Below are 19722 nucleotides of genomic sequence, written 5' to 3'. Positions count from 1 at the left end.
GACGAGCCGACGGCCGCGCTCGACCTGGCCCACCAGCATGCCGCGATGCGGCTCTTGCGCGGCTGGGCCGGGCAGGGCGTCGGCGTGGTGGTGGTGCTGCACGACCTGAACCTGGCGCGGCGCTATGCCGACGAGGTGGTGGTGCTGGGCGTGCCCGATATCCCTGGTGGGTTGTGCCAGGGCCCGACCGGCGAAGTGCTGGCGCCCGCGCTGATCGAGGCGGTCTGGCGCATGCCATGCCAGAGCGTGGTCGGCGCGGACGGGACGGTGCAGTACCTGTTCGGCTAGGACCGCGGACGGGCGGTCAGCCGGTCAGTAGGTCAGCCGCTCCGGCCGCAGCTCCTGCAGGATCGTGGTCGCGATCTCCTCGATCGACTTGGTGGTGGTCGAGAGCCAGCGGATGCCGGCGCGCCGCATCATGGCCTCAGCCTCGCTGACCTCGTGGCGGCAGTTCTCGATGCTGGCGTAGCGCGAATTCGGCCGGCGCTCGTTGCGGATCTCGCTGAGCCGCTCGGGCTGGATGGTCAGGCCGAAGATCTTCTTGCGGTGCGGCATGAGCGCCGGCGGCAGCTGGCGGCGGTCGAAGTCTTCCGGAATCAGCGGGTAGTTGGCCGCCTTCAGGCCGTGCTGCATCGCCAGGTAGAGCGAGGTGGGCGTCTTGCCGCTGCGGCTCACCCCCACCAGGATGACGTCGGCGCCCTGCAGGTCGCGGTTGCTCTGGCCATCGTCGTGCTGCAGGCTGAAGTCGATCGCGGCGATGCGGTCGTTGTATTCCTTGCTCTTGCTGACGTCGCTGAAGCGGCCGATGCGGTGGTTGGACTTCATCGCCAGCTCGATCTCGAGCGGGCGCACGAAGGTGCCGAACATGTCCAGCAGCATGCCCTTGCAGCCGGTTTCGATCACTTCCAGCACGTCCATGTTGGCCAGCGTGGTGAAGACGATCGGGCGCACGCCCTCGAGTTCGGCCGTGTGGTTGATCTGCCGCACCGCCTGGTGGGCCTTGTCGACCGTGTCGGTGAAAGGCAGCCGCACGTGGCGCGGTTTCATCTCGAACTGGGCGAGCACGGCGTTGCCGAAAGTCTCGGCCGTGATGCCCGTGCCGTCGGAAACGAAGAAGACAGTTCGTGTGTGCATGGTCTGGCGGTGTTGTCCTGCGACGCGCGCGGCCCCGGCGCGCCTACAATCCGCCCCATTATCGGGATTCCGCCCCTCGGCCCCCACCGTATCTTTCCTTCCATGCCCACCGCGTCCGCACCCAAAGCAACGACAACGATCGTGCCGCGCCGTCCGCATGGAATGCAGCAGGTTTCAACTTCTGGAGCTTTCCCATGTCTGCACTTTTCGACGCGACCGCCCTGGTCGTACCGTTTGAAAACCTGAGAATGACCGACGTCGAGGCGGTTGGCGGCAAGAACGCCAGCCTCGGCGAGATGATCTCGCAGCTGCCCCAGGGCGTGCGCGTGCCCACGGGCTTCGCGACCACCGCCCATGGCTTCCGCCAGTTCCTGGCCCACGACGGCCTGGCCGACAAGATCAGCAAGCGCCTGGCCGCGCTCGACACCGAGGACGTGCGCGCGCTGGCCACCGCCGGCGCCGAGATCCGCGCCATGGTCGAGGCCCAGCCGTTCCCGGCCGACCTCGAGAAGGCCATCCGCGACGCCTTCGCCGCCCTGAGCGCCGGCAATCCGCAGGCCTCGTTCGCCGTGCGTTCCTCGGCCACCGCCGAAGACCTGCCCGACGCCTCCTTCGCCGGCCAGCAGGAAACCTTCCTGAACGTCGTCGGCATCGAGGACGTGCTGCACAAGATGAAGGAGGTGTTCGCCTCCCTCTACAACGACCGCGCCATCAGCTACCGCGTGCACAAGGGCTTCGCCCACGACGTGGTGGCGCTGTCGGCCGGCGTGCAGCGCATGGTGCGCTCCGACCTCGGCGCGGCCGGCGTGATGTTCACCATCGACACCGAGTCGGGCTTCGAGGACGTGGTGTTCATCACCTCGAGCTACGGCCTGGGCGAAACCGTGGTGCAGGGCGCCGTGAATCCCGACGAGTTCTACGTCCACAAGCCCACGCTCAACGCCGGCAAGCGCGCGGTGATCCGCCGCAACCTGGGCTCCAAGCTGATCCAGATGGAGTTCGCCACGCCCGAGGAGAAGAAGGCCTCCGGCAAGCTGGTCAAGACCACCGACGTGAAGGCCGAGCAGCGCAACCGCTATTCGCTGACCGACGACGAGGTCGAGCAGCTCGCCAGGTACGCGCTGGTGATCGAGCAGCACTACGGCCGTCCGATGGACATCGAGTGGGGCAAGGACGGCACCGACGGCCAGATCTACATCCTGCAGGCGCGTCCCGAGACCGTGAAGAGCCAGCAGCAGGGCAAGGCCGAGCAGCGCTTCAAGCTGCTGGGCCGCGGCGCCGTGCTGGCCGAGGGCCGCGCCATCGGCCAGAAGATCGGCACCGGCCCGGTTCGGCTGGTCCACAGCATCAGCGAGATGGACAAGGTGCAGGCCGGCGACGTGCTGGTCACCGACATGACCGACCCGAACTGGGAGCCGGTGATGAAGCGCGCCGCCGCCATCGTCACCAACCGCGGCGGGCGCACCTGCCACGCGGCCATCATCGCGCGCGAACTGGGCATTCCGGCCGTGGTCGGCTGCGGCGACGCCACCGACCTGCTGAAGGACGGCACCCTGGTCACCGTGAGCTGCGCCGAGGGCGACACCGGCTACATCTACGACGGCCTGCTCGAGACCGAGGTCACCGAGGTGCAGCGCGGCGTGATGCCCGAGATCGACATCCAGCTGATGATGAACGTCGGCAACCCCCAGCTGGCCTTCGACTTCGCGCAACTGCCCAACCATGGCGTGGGCCTCGCGCGGCTCGAGTTCATCATCAACAACAACATCGGCGTGCACCCGAAGGCGATCCTCGACTATCCGAACGTCGACAACGACCTCAAGAAGGCCGTCGAGTCGGTGGCCCGTGGCCACGCCTCGCCGCGCGCCTTCTACGTCGACAAGGTGGCCGAGGGCATCGCCACCATCGCCGCGGCCTTCTGGCCCAAGAAGGTGATCGTGCGCCTGTCGGACTTCAAGTCGAACGAGTACCGCAAGCTGATCGGCGGCAGCCGCTACGAGCCCGAGGAAGAGAACCCGATGCTGGGCTTCCGCGGCGCGGCGCGCTATCTCAGCGAGGACTTCGGCCAGGCCTTCGCCATGGAATGCGAGGCGCTCAAGCGCGTGCGCAACGACATGGGCCTGACCAACGTGCAGATCATGGTGCCCTTCGTGCGCACGCTGGGCCAGGCCGAGCGCGTGACCGGCCTGCTGGCCAAGTACGGCCTCAAGCGCGGCGACAACGATCTCAAGCTGATCATGATGTGCGAGGTGCCGAGCAACGCCATCCTGGCCGACGAGTTTCTCGAGTACTTCGACGGCTTCTCGATCGGCTCGAACGACCTGACCCAGCTCACGCTGGGCCTGGACCGCGACTCGGGCCTCGAGCTGCTGGCGGCCGACTTCGACGAGCGCGACCCGGCCGTGAAAGCCATGCTGAGCCGCGCCATCAAGGCCTGCAAGGACAAGGGCAAGTACGTCGGCATCTGCGGCCAGGGCCCGTCGGACCATCCCGACTTCGCGCTGTGGCTGGCGGAGCAGGGCATCGAGTCGATCTCGCTCAATCCCGACAGCGTGATCGACACCTGGCAGCAGCTCGCCAAGCGCTGAGCCGGCGACCGACCTGCGGGAATCCCCATCGGGGGATTCCCGTGTCAGGCGGGTGCCCATCTTCGGGAATGGCGTTTCCGGTGTCAGACTCGTGAAATTCATCACGAAGCGGCGCGCACCGGCCTTCCTTCCGTGGCGCGCGGCGATCCCGCGCGCAGCGGGCGTCGGTCACAGCACCGCCGGGAGACACGCATGATTCTTGTCAAGACGGAGACCGGCCAGCAGGTCCTCAAGGACCGCTCGGTCCCGCTGTCGCCGCGGCAGCGCACCGCTTTCATCCTGTTCGACGGCAAGCGTTCGGTCGACGACGTGATCGCGGCCGGCGCGGGCATCGCGCGCGAGGACATCGACCAGATGGTCGCGCTGGGCTTGCTGAGCCCGCTGGGCGGCGCCGTCGCGGAAACGCCCGCGAGCTCCGCCGAGGGCGCGCCCAAGGCCGGTTCCGGCCGCAGCAGCCAGCAGCGCTATACGGACGCCTATCCCATCGCCACGCGGCTCACGGCCAGCCTCGGGCTCAAGGGCGTGCGGCTCAACCTGCAGGTGGAGGGGGCCGGGGGCTACGAGGACCTCGTGGCGCTGGCGCCGAAGATCCGCGCGGCGGTCGGGCCCGAGAAGGCCGAACCGCTGGACCGGGCGCTCTACGACTGAATCTGGGCGCTCATCCGGACTGCTCGAGCGCCCGATTTGGCGTTTCGCCAAAGATATGGCTACAATAGCCGGCTTTGCCTTGCCACACTGCGCCGACGCTGCGGGTGGCTTCAACCCCTTCTTCCGGGCAAAAAGCGGAAGAAGAAACCCACAAGGAGTGCCATGCGTCACTACGAAATCATTCTGCTGATCCACCCGGATCAAAGCGAGCAAGTTCCGGCCATGCTGGAGCGTTACAAGGGCCTGATCACGACCGGCGGCGGCAAGATCCACCGCGTCGAGGACTGGGGCCGTCGTCAACTGGCTTACCAGATCAACAAGCTCAACAAGGCGCACTACCTGTGCGTCAACATCGAAGCCGAACAGGCCGTGATGAGCGAACTGGAACACGCCTTCAAGTTCAACGACGCCGTGCTGCGCCACCTGACCGTTCAGAAGAAGAAGGCCGACACCGGTCCTTCGTCGATGATGAAGACGGTCGAGCGCGAAGAAGCCCGCAAGGCTCAACAGGCCGAATACGCCGCCGCCAACAACAACAACTGATGTCGGCGTGAGTGCTGCCGCTGCGGCAACCGGGGTCAACCAGCTTCTGCTGTCCGCCCATGTTGCCGAACTCGGTGCCTTGCGATTCACCCCGGCCGGTTTGCCCGCCATCGACCTGAAGCTCGAACACGAGTCGACCCTTCAGGTGGCGGGACAGTCCAGGCAGGTGAAGACGGCCCTCAAGGCCGTTGCGTTCGGCGCCATCGCCGAGCGGCTCGCAAAGCAGTCGATGGGAAGTCTCTGGCGATTCCAGGGGTTCCTCTCGACACCGGCCAACGGCAAGCTTCCGGTCCTGCACATCCAGGATTTTCAGCAAGATTAATTTTCGACAAGAGGTCCCACAATGGCCACGTTCAAGAAATTCAACAAAGACAAGCGCCCGAAGCGCAACACCCAGTCGCTGCTGTTCAAGCGCAAGCGTTTCTGCCGCTTCACCGTCGCTGGCGTCGAGGAAATCGACTACAAGGACATCGACACGCTGCGTGACTTCATCAGCGAAAACGGCAAGATCATCCCGGCCCGCCTGACCGGCACCCGCGCGATCTACCAGCGTCAGCTCAACACCGCGATCAAGCGCGCCCGCTTCCTCGCCATGGTCCCGTACAGCGACCAGCACCGCGTCTAAGAAGGAGACACAGCATGCAAGTCATTCTTCTGGACAAGGTCGTCAACCTCGGCACCCTCGGTGAAATCGTCAAGGTCAAGGACGGTTACGCCCGCAACTTCCTGATCCCGTCGGGCCGCGCCCGCCGCGCCACCGCCGCCAACAAGGCCGAGTTCGAAGCCAAGCGCGCCGAACTCGAAAAGGCAGCCGCTGCCAAGCTGGCCGAGTCGCAAGCCCAGGGCGAAAAGCTCGGCGGCACGACCGTCAAGCTGACGCAGAAGGCTGGCGTCGACGGCCGCCTGTTCGGCTCGGTCACCAACAGCGACATCGCTGAAGAGCTGGGCAAGCAAGGCTACAAGGTCGCGAAGTCGCAAGTTCGCCTGCCGAACGGCCCGATCAAGACCGTCGGCGACACCACCGTCAGCGTCTCGCTGCACACCGACGTGGTGGTCGACATCAACGTGACGGTCTACGGCGAAACCGCCTGATCGTTCCGGCGCGTCCTAGATGCGCTGCCAGAAGCCGCCTTCGGGCGGCTTTTGTTTTTTGTGCTCGCCGGCGGAAGTTGTCCCGCCCGCTGCACCGGAAGTTCACCTGTTATTCACAACCTTGTCCACGTGACGCCGCGGGGTGCGCGGGCTAGCATGGAGGGTTGCAAGGAAGCCCATGGCCGCCGTCTTCTCCTACGCCGACAACGATCCCTCCGACCGCCAGGTCGCGCAGCTGCGTATTCCGCCGCACTCGATCGAGGCCGAATCGAGCGTGCTGGGCGGCTTGCTGCTCGACAACACAGCCTGGGACCGCATGGGCGACCTGCTGGTCGACGGCGACTTCTACCGCCATGAGCACAAGCTGATCTTTGCCGCCATCGGCGGCCTGATCAACGGCAGCAAGCCCGCCGACGTGATCACGGTCTACGAGCAGCTGCAGACGCTCGGCAAGGCCGACGAGAGCGGCGGGCTGGTCTACCTGAACTCGCTCGCGCAGTACGTGCCGAGCGCGAGCAACATCCGCCGCTACGCCGAGATCGTTCGCGAGCGCTCGATCCTGCGCAAGCTGGTCTCGGCCAGCGACGAGATCGCGACCAACGCCTTCAACCCGCAGGGCAAGACGGTCGACAAGATCCTCGACGAGGCCGAGCAGAAGATCTTCAACATCGGCGAGGAAGGCACGCGGATGAAGCAGGGCTTCCAGAGCATGGATGCCCTGGTGGTCGAGCTGCTGGACCGCGTGACCGAGATGGCCGACAACCCGAACGACATCACGGGCGTTCGCACCGGCTTCTACGAGTTCGACAAGATGACCTCGGGCCTGCAGCCCGGCGACATGATCGTGCTGGCCGCGCGTCCGTCGATGGGGAAGACCTCGCTGGCGATCAACATCGCCGAGCACGTGGCGCTCAACGAGGGGCTGCCGGTGGCGGTGTTCTCCATGGAAATGGGTGCCTCCCAGCTCGCGGTGCGTATCGTCGGCTCGATCGGCCGCATCGACCAGGGCCACTTGCGCACCGGCAAGCTCACCGACGAGGAATGGCCGCGTCTGACCGAGGCCATCGAGAAGCTGCGCACCGTGTCGCTGCACATCGACGAGACCCCGGGCCTGTCGACCAGCGAACTGCGCGCCAATGCGCGCCGGCTGGCACGCCAGTACGGCCGCCTCGGCCTGATCGTGGTCGACTACCTGCAGCTGATGTCGACCAGCATGTCGGGCGACGAGAACCGGGCCACGGCCGTGGGCGAAATCTCGCGCGGCCTGAAGATGCTGGCCAAGGAGCTCAAGTGCCCGGTGATCGCGCTGTCGCAGCTCAGCCGCGGCGTCGAGAGCCGTACCGACAAGCGCCCCATGATGAGCGACCTGCGCGAATCGGGCGCCATCGAGCAGGACGCGGACATCATCATGTTCATCTACCGCGACGACTACTACAACAAGGAGTCGAAGGAGCCGGGCGTGGCCGAGGTGATCATCAGCAAGCACCGGAACGGCCCGACGGGCACCGTCAAGCTGGCCTTCCTGAAGCCCCTCACCAAGTTCGAGAACATGGCGATGGGCAGCGACGACTTCTGAGAAGGCGTGAATGAACCTGCTGCGCGCCCCGATCTCGCATCTGCGGTCCTCGCCGTACGTGAGTACGGCTCCGGTCCTCGACGCGACCTCGGGGCGCTCGCGACGGTTCCTTCACACCTTCTGAGTTCTCGCGCCTTCAGCGCGGCTCGGTGGAGCGCGCGAGCGCCACGCCCGCATCGGGCGCGGTCGGAACGCCCTCGGGCCAGCTCTTCTGCAGCCGCTTCGCCTCGGCGGCCTCGGCCTTCACCTGGCGCAGCATGTCGGCCATCGTCTTGCCGGGCTCGTCGCGAAAGCGCTCGGCCAGCACTTCGACCGCGTCGATGCGGTCGATGCGAAAGCCGCGGAAGTCCTCGCGCAGCTCGCACCAGGTCGACAGCGTCCAGACCTTGCCCCAGTAGAAGCAGCCCAGCGGCCGCACCGTGCGCTCGCTGGGCTCGCCCGCGACGTCGCGGTAGACCAAGTGCAGCTTGTGGTGCGACTGCACCGCTTCGCGCAGCGTCTGCAGGCGTTCGCGCAGCAGGTCGCTGAGCCCCAGCGCGGGTGCGTAGAGCGCGAGCGCCTCGGCCGACACGCGTGCCGAGGGCGGCAGCACCGAGAGGATCTTGCCCAGCCCGGTCTCGATGTCGCGCGCCATCGCCGGGTCGACCCAGCTCTGCGCGAGCCGGGCCGCGGCCACCAGCGCCGAGGCCTCGTCCTGGGTGAACATCAGCGGCGGCAGTTCGAAACCCGCGCCGAGCCGGTAGCCCACGCCGGCCTCACCCTCGATCGGCACGCCCTGGTGCTGCAGGTCGGCGATGTCGCGGTAGACCGTGCGCTCCGAGACCTCGAGCCGTTCGGCCAGGAAGGCGGCCGTGGTCAGGCGTCGGCCGCGGATCAGCTGGACGATCTGGAACAGGCGATCGGCGCGGCGCATCAGCGCGTTCCTGCCAGCTTCTTCGCGAAGTCTTCGACGAAGTAGCGCTTGCCGCGCTGCACCACGGTGTGGCCCTCGGCCTCGAGCCGCGACATCTGCGCCTCGATGCCGCCGGGGTAGTTCGCATTGAGTTCGCCGCCGCTCTTGAGCGTGCGCCACCAGGGCACGGCGGCATCGCGCGCCGTCCCCTTGCTGCCGGCCGATTCCTCCACCGCGTGGGCCACCATGCGCGCGAAGATCGCCGTGGTCACGGTGCAGCCGATGCTGGCCTGGTGCCGCGCCGCGATGTCCTCGCCGATGCCGAAGACCGTGGCGAGCCGCCCTTCGGGCACACCGCGCATCGCCGCCTCGACCTCGGCCGGCGAGGGCGTGGCGATGGTGCCTTCGCCGCGCCGCGCGCGCAGCGCGTCGGGGATCGGCTTGACGCTCGGCAGGTGAGGGTAGCTGGCCAGTCGGTCGCGCCAGCGCTTCGGTGGGCTCATGAAACTCCGATGTGGATCGCCACCTTGTCCGGCCCGTCGTAGGCTTCGAAATCGCTGCGGTAGCGGCGCGCGATGTCCGGGTGCGCCTCGAAATACTGCCAGATGCGCTGCCAGGTGGCGATCACCATCTGCGGCATCTCGCCCTGGCCGTCGAAGACCAGGTAGTCGCCGGCCTCGATGGCCACGCTGTCCGGACCGCCCGAGACGGCTACGCCCACCGTCACGTCGAAGGGGCCGTGGGCATCGGATTCATAGGCGGCGTAGACGCCGAAGATGCGCGTGTCGCCCGTGCGATGCGGCGTGGCTTCGTAGGTCTGCTCGCCGAAGAAGCGCCCCCACAGCGCGCCGATGCGGGCGGTCGCGGGGTCGTTCTCTTCGCGGTTGGTGGTGCGGACCGTGAGGCCTGCGACCGCGAAGGCGTCGTGATGTAGTCGCACGGGTTCCATGGGGTCTTCTCCTGCGGAGGTGTTCGGGTTGTCTGGTTCAAAGGGCCAGTGTCTTCAGGTCGGCCTTCATGCAGCGCGCGATCAAGGCCATGTCGGCATCGCCGATGTCGAACAGGCCGAAGCGGAACTTGTAGCCCCATTGCTTCGGGTTCTCGATGAAGGCGAGGCGCTCGATCATCGGTGCGATCGGTGTCTCGTGCGCGACGGCATAGCGCACGTCGCGGCGCCAGGGCACGAAGCCGCCGCCCATGTCGAATTCGTAGACCTCGCCAGGCTGCACGATGCCGATCGACACGAAGCTCTGCAGCCTGTCGGTGCCGCCGAACACCGTGGCTGGCGAATAGTAGGCCACGCGGTCGCCCGCGGCGACCCGCCGGAGCGGGCCCGGTTTGCCGTGGCAGGTCTGCATGAAGCCCTGCGGTCGGTGGTCGCGCCCGCGCCGGGCATGCTCGGCGCTCGCGACTGCAATCCAGTTGCGCTGCGGCATGGCGCTTCAGGCGAGGGCGTGCAGGCCGACTTCGTTGCCTTCGGTGTCGCGCAGATGGGCAATGAAGCCCATGCCGGGCGGCAGCGCCGACTTGGGCGCCACGATCTGCCCGCCGGCCGCCTCGATGCGCGACAGCACGGCGTCGATGCTGGGGGCGCAGTCGAGGTAGATGCGGATGCCGGTGCCCGCCTTCGCCGCGCCCTTCGCGCCGGCTTGCAAGGCGCCGCCGGTCGCGGGATCGTCGTAGGGGAACACGGCCAACGGGTCGCCGCCGAGAGTTTCGCGGCGCAGCTTGCGGCCGAGCACGGTTTCGTAGAAGGCCTGGGCACGGTCCAGGTCGGCGACGGGGATCTCGAACCAGCTGATGGTCTTGGACATGAAGAGCTCTCTTTCGTTGGTGATGAAGAGCCTCGATGGTGCGGACCGGCTCCTGACAACGTCTTGTCAGGAGCCTGTCATCGCGCGACGAAGAAAAGCCCGCGCTGCTCCGGGGAGCGGGCGCGGGCTCGGGGCCGGCGAGGCGGTGTCTTAGAGCACGTCGCTCGCGAAATCGGCCAGTCGCGAGCGTTCGCCGCGCGCCAGCGTGATGTGCCCGCCGTGCGGCCAGCCCTTGAACTTGTCGACCGCGAAGGTCAGGCCCGAGGAGCCTTCGGTGAGGTAGGGCGTGTCGATCTGCGCGAGGTTGCCCATGCAGATGATCTTGGTGCCCGGACCCGCGCGCGTGATCAGCGTCTTCATCTGCTTGGGCGTGAGGTTCTGCGCCTCGTCGATGATCACGTACTTGTTGAGGAAGGTGCGCCCGCGCATGAAGTTCATGCTCTTGACCTTGATGCGGCTGCGGATCAGCTCGTTGGTGGCGGCGCGCCCCCATTCGCCGGCACCACCGCCGTCGCCCTTGGCGAGGAACTCGAGGTTGTCGTCGAGCGCGCCCATCCAGGGGCCCATCTTCTCTTCCTCGGTGCCGGGCAGGAAGCCGATGTCCTCGCCGACGCTCACCGTGGCGCGGGTCATGATGATCTCGGTATAGCGGCGGTCGTCGAGCACCTGCGTGAGGCCCGAGGCCAGCGCCATCAGCGTCTTGCCGGTGCCGGCCGTGCCGGTCAGCGTGACGAAGTCGATCTCCGGGTCCATCAGCAGGTTCATCGCGAAGTTCTGCTCGCGGTTGCGCGTGTTCACGCCCCACACGGCGTTCTTGCCCGAGCTGTAGTCCTTGAGCGTCTTGAGCACCGCGGTCTTCTCGCGGATCTCGGTCACGCGCGCATACATGCTCGGCTCGCCGGGCGCCTCGAAGTACACGAACTGGTTGATGTAGAGGCTGGGCACGATCGGGCCGCTGACGCGGTAGAAGGTGCTGCTGCCGCTCTGCCAGCTCTCCACCGTCTTGCTCTGGCGGGTCCAGAAGTCGGGCGGCAGGGCGAGCGAACCCGAATAGAGCAGGTCGCCGTCTTCCAGCGTCTTGTCGTTCTGGTAGTCCTCGGCGTCCAGGCCCAGCGCGCGCGCCTTGACGCGCATGTTGATGTCCTTCGACACCAGCACCACCTCGCGCTTCGCGCGATCGGGCGATTCCTTGGCGTAGAGGTCGCGCAGCGCGTGCACCACGCCGAGGATCTGGTTGTCGGCCTTGCCCTGGGGCAGGCTCAGCGGCAGCGCGTAGTCGAGCGGCTCGGTCTGGAAGAACAGCTTGCCGCCGGCCTCGCGATGGCCGGTGGTGTCGAGCTTCAGGCCCTTGGCGATGTCGGCGTCCTGCGCGGCGGCCAGGGCGTCGAGCGTGCGGCTGGTCTGGCGGCCATTGCGCGCGACCTCGGTCGTGCCCTTCTTGTGGCCGTCGAGCTCCTCGAGCACGATCATCGGCAGGTAGATGTCGTGTTCCTCGAAGCGGAACAGGCACATCGGATCGTGCAGCAGCACGTTGGTGTCGAGCACGAAGAGCTTGGCGGGGCCGCTCGAGCGGCTGCGCTTGGGCTTCGGTGCCGGCTGCGGCGCTGGCGCCTCGGCACGCGGGGCTTCGGCCGGCGCCGAACGGGTCAGGGCCTGCTGCTGTTGTGGCGCCGGGGTGGGCGCGGGTGTCGAGCGGGGCTTGCGGCGGGGGCGGGCGGCCGGTGCCGGCGGGGCTTCGAGGCCACCACCGGGGACTTCGGCCGAATGCCGGTCGAACAGTTCCAGCGCTTGCGGTCCGCTCGGCGCCTCGGCGTCGGCGCGCGCATCGCCGGACCGGCGGGACCCCCTGTGCGAAGAACGGGCGGGCGCGTCAATCGCGTCCGGAGAAAGCAGTGCGGCACGTTTCGTGGGGGCGGGGGGCAATGGCATGTGTCAGGTCGCTCGCAAAAAGGTGGGAACCAGAAAACGAAAAAGCCGCCTGAAGACCCAGGCGGCTTTGTTCGGAGGATGCGGTCGTGGAGCTCAACAGCATGCGGCCATTATGCACACCGCCTCAGGGGCGTCAGGACCACTTTACGCCGTTCGTTGGACATTCCCCACGCGAAAGCGCAATTGCGCACGCCTGACACGCGGGTGAAACCTTCGACCGGGCGGACTCGGTGGCTCAGGCCGGCTTCTTCAGGGTCTTGACGGCCTTGAGGACTTCGTCGACGTGGCCCGGCACCTTGAGGCCACGCCATTCGGCCTTCAGGATGCCGTCGGCGCCGATCAGGAAGGTGCTGCGCTCGATGCCCTTGACCTTCTTGCCGTACATGATCTTGTTCTTGACCACGCCGAACATGTGGCACATCTTCTCTTCCGTGTCGGCGATCAGTTCGAACGGCAGTTCGAGCTTGGCCTTGAATTCGTCGTGCGACTTCATGTTGTCGCGCGAGACGCCGAACACCGTGGCGCCGGCTTTTTCGAAGTCCTTGTAGCGATCGCGGAATTGCATGGCTTCGGTCGTGCACCCCGGAGTGTTATCTTTCGGGTAAAAATACAGGACCAGGACATGGCCGAGGTGCGAAGTATTCGAAACCTTGAGGCCACCGGTGGCGTTGGCGTCGAATTCGGGAATGGGTTTGTTGACAACGATCGCCATGAAACTTGTTTTCTCCGTTTGTTTCCACTGCCCGAGCCTGCCTGTGTCGAGCCGAAGCGCCTTTCGGTGCCGCTCGCCAAAATCTCGGGTCCTCGGTTGATGGAAGATTGGTCGTTGCTAACTCTGGGTGCCCGGTGGCCCCCAAAAGGAGCGCGCCAGGCGGTTCGCAACCCGAGATTTTACCCCGAAAACCCCTCTCTCAGCCACCCTGGGGCCGCTCGACCAGCAGGGCTGCGACCACGTGCCGGCCTTCGCCGGCCAGGATGTTGTAGGTGCGGCAGGCCGCGGGGGTGTCCATGGTCTCCACGCCGGTGCGCTGGGCCATCAGGGGTTTGAGCCACGCGGGCTGCGGGAAGCGGATGCGCGCGCCGCTGCCGAAAATGACCAGTTCGGCGCCCAGCGCGGCCAGCTGGGCGAAGTGCTCGGGGCCCAGGTCCTCGAAGCGGTTGCAGTTCCATTCGAAGCGCTCGCCGCGCGAGCCGACGACCACGCTGCCCTCGACCTTTTCGTTGTTGATGGCGACCCAGCCCGGGCCGTGCGCGGTGAGGGTCTGGGTGTCGGATTTGTCGGGCTGGAGCTTCATCGGGGCACTGGGAACTGTGGTCAAATTATAGGTTTTCCCTAGTGACACGAGGCTCGCCAGGGCCTTTGCGGGCCGCGCGGCGATCCACGCAGTCTTCACACTTTCTTGCATGAACCGCGCCCGGGAGGGCCCTTTGAAGCAGCTCAAGAAATCGGCCAAGCTGGCTAACGTGCTCTATGACATTCGCGGTCCGATCATGGACGCGGCGAAGCAGATGGAGGAGGACGGCCAGAAGATCATCAAGCTCAACATCGGCAATCTCGCCGTGTTCGGCTTCGATGCGCCCGAGGAAATCCAGCAGGACATGATCCGCAACCTGCCCACCTCGGCCGGTTACTCGGACAGCAAGGGCGTCTTCGCCGCGCGCAAGGCGGTGATGCACGAGACGCAGAAGCAGGGCATCGCGGGCGTGACCCTCGACGACATCTACCTGGGCAACGGCGCCAGCGAGCTGATCGCCATGTCCACCAATGCGCTGCTCAACGATGGCGACGAGCTGCTGCTGCCAGCTCCCGACTATCCGCTGTGGACCGCCTCCACGAGCCTGTCGGGCGGCACGCCGGTGCACTACCTGTGCGACGAGGAGAACGGCTGGATGCCCAATCTGGCGGACATCCGCGCCAAGATCACGCCGCGCACCAAGGGCATCGTGGTCATCAACCCGAACAACCCGACCGGCGCGCTCTATTCCGACGCGCTGCTCAAGAGCATCGTCGAGATCGCGCGCGAACACGGCCTCGTGATCTTCGCCGACGAGGTCTACGACAAGGTGCTCTACGACGACGTGAAGCACACGGCGATCGCGAGCCTGTCGAACGACGTGCTCACGCTGACCTTCAACTCGCTGTCCAAGAGCTACCGCTCCTGCGGCTACCGCGCCGGCTGGCTCGTGGTGTCGGGCGACAAGCGCGCCGCGCGCGACTACATCGAGGGCCTGAACATGCTCTCGAACATGCGGCTGTGCGCCAACGTGCCCGGCCAGTGGGCGATCCAGACCGCGCTCGGCGGCTACCAGAGCATCAACGAGCTGGTGGGCGAGGGCGGCCGGCTGCGCCGCCAGCGCGACCTGGCCTACGAGCTGATCACCGCGATCCCCGGCGTGAGCTGCGTCAAGCCCAGCGCCGCGCTCTACATGTTCCCGAAGCTCGACCCGAAGGTCTACCCGATCGAGGACGACCGCCAGTTCTTCCTCGAGCTGTTGAAGGAAACCCGCGTGATGCTGGTGCAGGGCACCGGCTTCAACTGGGCCACGCCAGACCACTTCCGGATCGTGTTCCTGCCCCACGAGGACGACCTGCGCGAGGCCATCAACCGCATCGCGAAGTTCCTGGAGCAGTACCGCCTGCGCCGCAAGACGGAGTCATGAAAGCCGCCTGCGCCGCCGCGGCCCTGTCGCTCGCCGCGTTGTCCGCCTCGGCCGCCGGGCCTGCCGCCAAGGCGCCGGTGTCCTTCACGCACAACGACTGGGAACTGGCCTGCGACAACACGCGCACCTGCCGCGCGGCCGGCTACCAGTCCGAAACCGGCGCCAACGAGCCGGTCTCGATGCGCATCACGCGTGCCGCCGGGCCGGGCACCGCGCTCGAGATCGACCTGCAGATCGGCACCGAGGACGTCAAGGGCCCCTTGCGCCTGACGGTCGGCAAGGCCGTGGTGCCGGGCCTGAAGAACGATGCCCTGAGCCTCGATGCCGCCCAGATCCGTGCCGTGCTGCCCGAGCTGCTCAAGGCCGACAGCGCCAAACTCGCGGCCGGCGGCGGCCGCGAATGGCAGCTCTCGCTCTCGGGCCTGAATGCCGTGCTGCTCAAGATGGACGAGGCCCAGGGCCGCATCGACACCCCCGGCGCGCTGGTGCGCCCCGGTGGCAAGGCCGAATCGACGGTGCCGGCGGCCGTGCCCGCGCCCGTCGTGCGCGCGGTCCAGCCCGCGAAGCCGAAGCCCGGCGACGACGCCCTGGCGGCGCGCATCTTCCCCTCGCTCGACCTCAAGAAGGCGCTCGAGTACTGCAACAACAGCGAGAAGGTCGACCCGAAGTCGCTCGAGGTGCATCGCCTCACCGGCACCAGGGTGCTGCTGTCGCTGGGTTGCGGCATGGGCGCCTACAACTACTCCAGCCTGCAATGGCTGGCCAACGACAAGCCGCCCTATGCGCCGGTCGCGCTCGAGGCCAACGGCGAGTACGACGACAAGGACGCCAGCATCACTTCCAGCTTCAAGGGCCGCGGCATCGGCGACTGCTGGTCCAGCGAGACCTGGCATTTCGACGGCCAGGGCTTCGTGCGCACGGCCGCCGAGAGCGACCATATGTGCCGCGGCTTCGCCGGTGGCGCCTGGTCGCTGCCGCGCTACGTCAGCCGCGTCGTGAGCGCCGCGCCGTCCACCACCCCATCCAAACCATGAACGCGACTCTCCCCATGAAACCCATCCAAGTAGGCCTGCTCGGCGCAGGCACGGTCGGCAGCGGCACCTTCAAGGTGCTCCAGCGCAACCAGGAGGAAATCAAGCGCCGCGCCGGCCGCGGCATCGAGATCACCATGGTGGCCGACCTCGACACCGCGCGCGCCCGCGAAGTGGCCGGCGACGGCGTCAAGGTGGTCGGCGACGCGCGCGAGGTCATCGCCAATCCCGACATCGACATCGTGATCGAGCTGATCGGCGGCTACGGCATCGCCAAGCAGCTCGTGCTCGAGGCCATCGCGGCCGGCAAGCACGTGGTCACGGCCAACAAGGCGCTGCTCGCGGTGCACGGCACCGAGATCTTCGCGGCCGCGCATGCCAAGGGCGTGATGGTGGCCTTCGAGGCCGCGGTGGCCGGCGGCATCCCGATCATCAAGGCGCTGCGCGAAGGCCTCACGGCCAACAGCATCCAGTGGCTGGCCGGCATCATCAACGGCACCACCAACTTCATCCTCTCGGAGATGCGCGACAAGGGCCTGGACTTCGCGACCGTGCTCAAGGAAGCGCAGCGCCTGGGCTATGCCGAAGCCGATCCCACCTTCGACATCGAGGGCGTCGACGCCGGCCACAAGGTCACGCTGATGAGCGCGCTGGCCTTCGGCATCCCGGTGCAGTTCGACAAGGCCCACATCGAGGGCATCACCAAGCTGGCTGCGCAGGACATCAAGTACGCCGAGCAGCTGGGCTACCGCATCAAGCTGCTGGGCGTCACCAAGCGCACCGCCAAGGGCATCGAGCTGCGCGTGCATCCCTCGCTGGTGCCGAGCAAGCGCCTGCTGGCCAACGTCGAGGGCGCGATGAACGCGGTGGTGGTGCATGGCGACGCCGTCGGCACCACGCTCTACTACGGCAAGGGCGCGGGCAGCGAGCCCACCGCCAGCGCGGTGATCGCCGACCTGGTCGACATCACGCGCCTGCACACGGCCGATGCCGCGCACCGCGTGCCGCACCTGGCCTTCCATCCCGATGCGCTGAGCGACCTGCAGGTGCTGCCGATGGCCGAGGTGGTCACCAGCTACTACCTGCGCCTGCGCGTGGCCGACCAGGCCGGCGTGCTGGCCAAGGTCACGGGCCTGCTCGCGACCGCCGGCATCAGCATCGACGCCGTGCTGCAGCGCGAAGCCGACGAGGTCGGCGGCGAGGGCTCGACCCAGACCGACCTGATCATCCTCACGCACGACGCGCGCGAAGGCACGGTCGACGAAGTCATGGCCGAGCTGCAGGCGCTGCCGACCGTGCTCGAGCCCATCGTGCGCATCCGCAAGGAAGAGTTGAAGTGAACTACCTGAGCACCCGCGGCCATCCCGACCGCAAGCGCTTCTGCGAAATCCTGCTCGAGGGCCTCGCGCCCGATGGCGGCCTCTACCTGCCCGAGCGCTATCCGCAGGTCGATGCCGCCACGCTCGCGAAGTGGCGCTCGCTGTCCTATGCAGAGCTGGCCTTCGAGATCCTGTCGCTCTACATCGACGACATTCCGCCGGTCGACCTGAAGGCGCTCTGCGCGAAGACCTACACCGCCGAGGTCTTCGGCAGTGACGAGATCGTGCCGCTGCGCGAGCTCGAAGACGGCGTCTACCTCGAAGCCCTGTCCAACGGCCCCACGCTGGCCTTCAAGGACATGGCGATGCAGCTGCTGGGCAACCTGTTCGAGTACGAACTGGCCCGCCGCGGCGCCGAGCTCAACATCCTGGGCGCCACCAGCGGCGACACCGGCAGCGCGGCCGAGTACGCGATGCGCGGCAAGAAGGGCGTGCGCGTCTTCATGACCTCGCCCGACGGCCGCATGAGCCCGTTCCAGCAGGCGCAGATGTTCAGCCTGCAGGACGAGAACATCCACAACATCGCCATCGCGGGCGTGTTCGACGACTGCCAGGACATCGTGAAGGCGGTCTCGAACGACCTGGCCTTCAAGCGCAAGTACCGCATCGGCACCGTCAACTCGATCAACTGGGCGCGGCTGCTGGCGCAGGTGGTCTACTACTTCGCGGGCTACTTCCAGGCCACGGCGAATGACGAGCAGCCGGTGAGCTTCACCGTGCCCTCGGGCAACTTCGGCAACATCTGCGCCGGCCACGTGGCGCGCATGATGGGCCTGCCGATCCGCACGCTGGTGGCCGCCACCAACGAGAACGACGTGCTCGACGAGTTCTTCCGCACCGGCGTCTACCGCGTGCGCGGCGCCGCCGACACGCACGAGACCTCGAGCCCGTCGATGGACATCAGCAAGGCCAGCAACTTCGAGCGCTTCGTGTTCGACCTGGTCGGCCGCGACAGCGGCAAGTTGCGCAGCCTGTTCGTCGACGACCTGGGCCGCCAGGGCTTCTTCGACCTCAGCGCCGATCCCGCCTTCGCGCAGGCCGCGTCGCGCTTCGGCTTCCGCAGTGGCCGCAGTACGCACGCCGACCGCCTCGCGACCATCCGCGACACCGAGAAGCGCTTCGCCACCCTGGTCGACCCGCACACCGCCGACGGCCTCAAGGCCGCGCGCGCGCACCTGGCGCCGGGCGTGCCGATGGTGGTGCTCGAGACCGCGCTGCCGATCAAGTTCGCGGCCACGCTGGTCGAGGCCCTGGGCGAGGAGCCCGCGCGGCCCGCGAAGTTCGAGGGCATCGAGGCGCTGCCCAAGCGCGTGGTCAAGCTGCCGGCCGATGCCGAAGCGGTGAAAGCCTACATCGCGGAACACTGCGACTGAGCAAGCGAAAAGAAGGGGTGGCCGGGCGGCCGCCCCGGTCGGCAAATCAAAGCTATCCCCTGAATAGCATCGGAGACATCGGATGAAAGTGGTCGGCTTCGCCGGTTACTCGGGCGCCGGCAAGACCACGCTGGTCGAGCGGCTGATTCCCGTGCTCAAGCGCGCCGGACTGCGCGTCTCGGTGGTCAAGCACGCGCACCACAAGTTCGACATCGACCATCCGGGCAAGGACACCTGGCGCCACCGCGAGGCTGGTGCCTTCGAGGTGGTGGTCGCCTCCGACCGGCGGCTGGCGCTGATGCGCGAGTTCGAGACCCCGGTCGATCTCGACGTGCACCAACTGATCGCCGAGCTCTACAGCGGCGCCGACTGGGTGCTGGTCGAGGGCTTCCGCCACAGCGACCTGCTCAAGATCGAGGTCTGGCGCCCGTCCGGCGAGGGCGAGGATCCGCGGCCCTCGCTCTATCCCGAAGATCCTTTCGTCGTCGCGATCGCCGCCAACGCCAGCCTGCCGGTTCCGACCGAGCGGCCCGTGTTCGACCTCGACGACGCCGAGGCCATCGCGCGCTGGCTGATCGACAGCGGCGAGCGCTTCGACTACAACCCCGAGCACCATGGCTGACTCTCCCGCTGTTCCCTTCGCCGCCTCCTCGCGCCGGCCGCCGCTGCTGCCGCTCGACGATGCGATCGCCCAACTGCTCGTCAAGGCCCGGCCGGCACTGCCGTCCGAGCTGGTCAGCACCTTCGATGCCGACGGCCGCGTGCTGGCTGCGGACCTCGTGGCCGGCCTCACGGTGCCGCCGCGCGACAACAGCGCGATGGACGGTTACGCGCTGCGCGTGGCCGATTGCGCCGCGCCCGGCGCGCTGCTGAAGGTGGCGCAGCGCATTCCCGCGGGCACGGTCGGCACGCCGCTGCTGCCTGGCACCGCGGCGCGGATCTTCACCGGCGCGCAGATTCCCGAGGGCGCCGACGCGGTCGTGATGCAGGAAGACACCGCCGCCATCGCGGAGGAGGGCGGCCTGGGCAGCGTGCGCATCGAGATCGTGCCCGCGGCCGGCC

The 19722-nt window shown here is 67.3% G+C and carries 21 protein-coding genes and 2 pseudogenes; 14 read left to right on the top strand and 9 right to left on the bottom strand.

The window, feature by feature from the left end; all coding sequences use genetic code 11:
* Positions 1-288: pseudogene (locus AC27VN_RS10025) on the top strand (heme ABC transporter ATP-binding protein); the annotation flags it as partial.
* 24 nt (positions 289-312) lie between these two features.
* On the opposite strand, the gene ppsR reads toward AC27VN_RS10025, so the two are convergent.
* Positions 313-1134 carry a posphoenolpyruvate synthetase regulatory kinase/phosphorylase PpsR gene (ppsR, locus tag AC27VN_RS10020; RefSeq protein ID WP_057595986.1) on the bottom strand — a complete coding sequence of 274 codons (822 nt, stop codon included), beginning with the start codon at positions 1132-1134 and terminating at the stop codon, positions 313-315.
* A 194-nt stretch (positions 1135-1328) separates the two neighbouring features.
* Here ppsR and ppsA point away from each other — a divergent pair, with 194 nt between their 5' ends.
* The 7 genes from ppsA to dnaB all read left to right on the top strand — a co-directional run bounded on the left by ppsA (position 1329) and on the right by dnaB (position 7581).
* Positions 1329-3722, top strand: a complete 2394-nt coding sequence (ppsA, locus tag AC27VN_RS10015) for a phosphoenolpyruvate synthase (RefSeq protein WP_296778058.1) — start codon at positions 1329-1331, stop codon at positions 3720-3722.
* 192 nt (positions 3723-3914) lie between these two features.
* On the top strand, positions 3915-4370 hold the full coding sequence (locus AC27VN_RS10010) for a hypothetical protein (RefSeq protein WP_431512263.1): 456 nt from the start codon (positions 3915-3917) through the stop codon (positions 4368-4370).
* 162 nt (positions 4371-4532) lie between these two features.
* Entirely contained in the window at positions 4533-4913 is a 381-nt protein-coding gene (rpsF, locus tag AC27VN_RS10005) for a 30S ribosomal protein S6 (RefSeq protein WP_057595983.1), read from the top strand.
* Between the two features lie 7 nt (positions 4914-4920).
* Positions 4921-5235, top strand: a complete 315-nt coding sequence (priB, locus tag AC27VN_RS10000; RefSeq protein ID WP_093342982.1) for a primosomal replication protein N — start codon at positions 4921-4923, stop codon at positions 5233-5235.
* Between the two features lie 21 nt (positions 5236-5256).
* Entirely contained in the window at positions 5257-5538 is a 282-nt protein-coding gene (gene rpsR / locus AC27VN_RS09995; RefSeq protein WP_007830781.1) for a 30S ribosomal protein S18, read from the top strand.
* Between the two features lie 14 nt (positions 5539-5552).
* Positions 5553-6005 carry a 50S ribosomal protein L9 gene (gene rplI, locus AC27VN_RS09990; protein ID WP_093342980.1) on the top strand — a complete coding sequence of 151 codons (453 nt, stop codon included), beginning with the start codon at positions 5553-5555 and terminating at the stop codon, positions 6003-6005.
* 178 nt (positions 6006-6183) lie between these two features.
* Positions 6184-7581: a replicative DNA helicase gene (gene dnaB, locus AC27VN_RS09985; RefSeq protein WP_093342979.1), complete on the top strand. Its 1398-nt coding sequence runs from the start codon at positions 6184-6186 to the stop codon at positions 7579-7581.
* A gap of 136 nt (positions 7582-7717) precedes the next feature.
* On the opposite strand, the gene AC27VN_RS09980 is transcribed toward dnaB, so the two are convergent.
* From AC27VN_RS09980 to AC27VN_RS09945, 8 genes are all read right to left on the bottom strand, one after another.
* A complete protein-coding gene (locus AC27VN_RS09980) occupies positions 7718-8494 on the bottom strand; it encodes a helix-turn-helix transcriptional regulator (RefSeq protein ID WP_296791523.1) in 777 nt (258 codons plus the stop codon).
* Positions 8494-8976 carry an MGMT family protein gene (locus AC27VN_RS09975; protein WP_490876455.1) on the bottom strand — a complete coding sequence of 161 codons (483 nt, stop codon included), beginning with the start codon at positions 8974-8976 and terminating at the stop codon, positions 8494-8496. Before AC27VN_RS09975 ends, AC27VN_RS09980 begins: the two co-directional genes overlap by 1 nt.
* On the bottom strand, positions 8973-9422 hold the full coding sequence (locus AC27VN_RS09970; RefSeq protein WP_490876454.1) for a GyrI-like domain-containing protein: 450 nt from the start codon (positions 9420-9422) through the stop codon (positions 8973-8975). Before AC27VN_RS09970 ends, AC27VN_RS09975 begins: the two co-directional genes overlap by 4 nt.
* Before the next feature lie 37 nt (positions 9423-9459).
* Entirely contained in the window at positions 9460-9909 is a 450-nt protein-coding gene (locus AC27VN_RS09965; RefSeq protein WP_296791532.1) for an EVE domain-containing protein, read from the bottom strand.
* A gap of 6 nt (positions 9910-9915) precedes the next feature.
* Positions 9916-10287: a VOC family protein gene (locus tag AC27VN_RS09960; RefSeq protein ID WP_208511180.1), complete on the bottom strand. Its 372-nt coding sequence runs from the start codon at positions 10285-10287 to the stop codon at positions 9916-9918.
* A 150-nt stretch (positions 10288-10437) separates the two neighbouring features.
* A complete protein-coding gene (locus tag AC27VN_RS09955; RefSeq protein WP_490876453.1) occupies positions 10438-12216 on the bottom strand; it encodes a PhoH family protein in 1779 nt (592 codons plus the stop codon).
* A gap of 235 nt (positions 12217-12451) precedes the next feature.
* Positions 12452-12928, bottom strand: coding sequence for a peroxiredoxin (locus AC27VN_RS09950; protein WP_057595862.1), 477 nt, complete (start codon positions 12926-12928; stop codon positions 12452-12454).
* Between the two features lie 199 nt (positions 12929-13127).
* A complete protein-coding gene (locus AC27VN_RS09945; protein WP_490876452.1) occupies positions 13128-13511 on the bottom strand; it encodes an Mth938-like domain-containing protein in 384 nt (127 codons plus the stop codon).
* A 133-nt stretch (positions 13512-13644) separates the two neighbouring features.
* Here AC27VN_RS09945 and AC27VN_RS09940 point away from each other — a divergent pair, with 133 nt between their 5' ends.
* The 6 genes and pseudogenes from AC27VN_RS09940 to AC27VN_RS09915 form a co-directional block, all read left to right on the top strand.
* A complete protein-coding gene (locus tag AC27VN_RS09940; RefSeq protein WP_490876456.1) occupies positions 13645-14877 on the top strand; it encodes a pyridoxal phosphate-dependent aminotransferase in 1233 nt (410 codons plus the stop codon).
* The gene (locus AC27VN_RS09935) at positions 14874-15911 is read left to right on the top strand and encodes a DUF1176 domain-containing protein (protein ID WP_093342963.1); all 1038 of its coding nucleotides are present in this window, start codon (positions 14874-14876) and stop codon (positions 15909-15911) included. The genes AC27VN_RS09940 and AC27VN_RS09935 overlap by 4 nt, the downstream gene beginning before the upstream one ends.
* A gap of 14 nt (positions 15912-15925) precedes the next feature.
* Positions 15926-17248 carry a homoserine dehydrogenase gene (locus tag AC27VN_RS09930; RefSeq protein ID WP_057595858.1) on the top strand — a complete coding sequence of 441 codons (1323 nt, stop codon included), beginning with the start codon at positions 15926-15928 and terminating at the stop codon, positions 17246-17248.
* Positions 17245-18660, top strand: coding sequence for a threonine synthase (thrC, locus tag AC27VN_RS09925; protein WP_490876451.1), 1416 nt, complete (start codon positions 17245-17247; stop codon positions 18658-18660). Before AC27VN_RS09930 ends, thrC begins: the two co-directional genes overlap by 4 nt.
* 82 nt (positions 18661-18742) lie before the next feature.
* The gene (gene mobB, locus AC27VN_RS09920; RefSeq protein WP_490876450.1) at positions 18743-19282 is read left to right on the top strand and encodes a molybdopterin-guanine dinucleotide biosynthesis protein B; all 540 of its coding nucleotides are present in this window, start codon (positions 18743-18745) and stop codon (positions 19280-19282) included.
* Positions 19275-19722 (top strand): annotated as a pseudogene (locus AC27VN_RS09915) (molybdopterin molybdenumtransferase MoeA); the annotation flags it as partial. The gene mobB and the pseudogene AC27VN_RS09915, both read left to right, overlap by 8 nt.

This window comes from Variovorax sp. 20P10.2.4 (assembly GCF_058244205.1).
The sequence above is the reverse complement of the archived record's forward strand: the minus strand, read 5'-3'. Positions and strand labels throughout refer to the sequence as shown.

Excerpts from the sequence above, each read along its gene's own strand:
- AC27VN_RS09965 (WP_296791532.1), bottom strand. The coding sequence starts at position 9,909 with ATGCCGCAGCGCAACTGGATTGCAGTCGCGAGCGCCGAGCATGCCCGG.
- AC27VN_RS09935 (WP_093342963.1), top strand. The coding sequence starts at position 14,874 with ATGAAAGCCGCCTGCGCCGCCGCGGCCCTGTCGCTCGCCGCGTTGTCC.
- rpsR (WP_007830781.1), top strand. The coding sequence starts at position 5,257 with ATGGCCACGTTCAAGAAATTCAACAAAGACAAGCGCCCGAAGCGCAAC.
- AC27VN_RS09930 (WP_057595858.1), top strand. The coding sequence starts at position 15,926 with ATGAAACCCATCCAAGTAGGCCTGCTCGGCGCAGGCACGGTCGGCAGC.
- ppsA (WP_296778058.1), top strand. The coding sequence starts at position 1,329 with ATGTCTGCACTTTTCGACGCGACCGCCCTGGTCGTACCGTTTGAAAAC.
- AC27VN_RS09945 (WP_490876452.1), bottom strand. The coding sequence starts at position 13,511 with ATGAAGCTCCAGCCCGACAAATCCGACACCCAGACCCTCACCGCGCAC.
- AC27VN_RS09975 (WP_490876455.1), bottom strand. The coding sequence starts at position 8,976 with ATGAGCCCACCGAAGCGCTGGCGCGACCGACTGGCCAGCTACCCTCAC.
- ppsR (WP_057595986.1), bottom strand. The coding sequence starts at position 1,134 with ATGCACACACGAACTGTCTTCTTCGTTTCCGACGGCACGGGCATCACG.
- dnaB (WP_093342979.1), top strand. The coding sequence starts at position 6,184 with ATGGCCGCCGTCTTCTCCTACGCCGACAACGATCCCTCCGACCGCCAG.
- rpsF (WP_057595983.1), top strand. The coding sequence starts at position 4,533 with ATGCGTCACTACGAAATCATTCTGCTGATCCACCCGGATCAAAGCGAG.
- AC27VN_RS09960 (WP_208511180.1), bottom strand. The coding sequence starts at position 10,287 with ATGTCCAAGACCATCAGCTGGTTCGAGATCCCCGTCGCCGACCTGGAC.
- AC27VN_RS09980 (WP_296791523.1), bottom strand. The coding sequence starts at position 8,494 with ATGCGCCGCGCCGATCGCCTGTTCCAGATCGTCCAGCTGATCCGCGGC.
- mobB (WP_490876450.1), top strand. The coding sequence starts at position 18,743 with ATGAAAGTGGTCGGCTTCGCCGGTTACTCGGGCGCCGGCAAGACCACG.
- rplI (WP_093342980.1), top strand. The coding sequence starts at position 5,553 with ATGCAAGTCATTCTTCTGGACAAGGTCGTCAACCTCGGCACCCTCGGT.
- AC27VN_RS09950 (WP_057595862.1), bottom strand. The coding sequence starts at position 12,928 with ATGGCGATCGTTGTCAACAAACCCATTCCCGAATTCGACGCCAACGCC.
- AC27VN_RS10010 (WP_431512263.1), top strand. The coding sequence starts at position 3,915 with ATGATTCTTGTCAAGACGGAGACCGGCCAGCAGGTCCTCAAGGACCGC.
- AC27VN_RS09970 (WP_490876454.1), bottom strand. The coding sequence starts at position 9,422 with ATGGAACCCGTGCGACTACATCACGACGCCTTCGCGGTCGCAGGCCTC.
- AC27VN_RS09955 (WP_490876453.1), bottom strand. The coding sequence starts at position 12,216 with ATGCCATTGCCCCCCGCCCCCACGAAACGTGCCGCACTGCTTTCTCCG.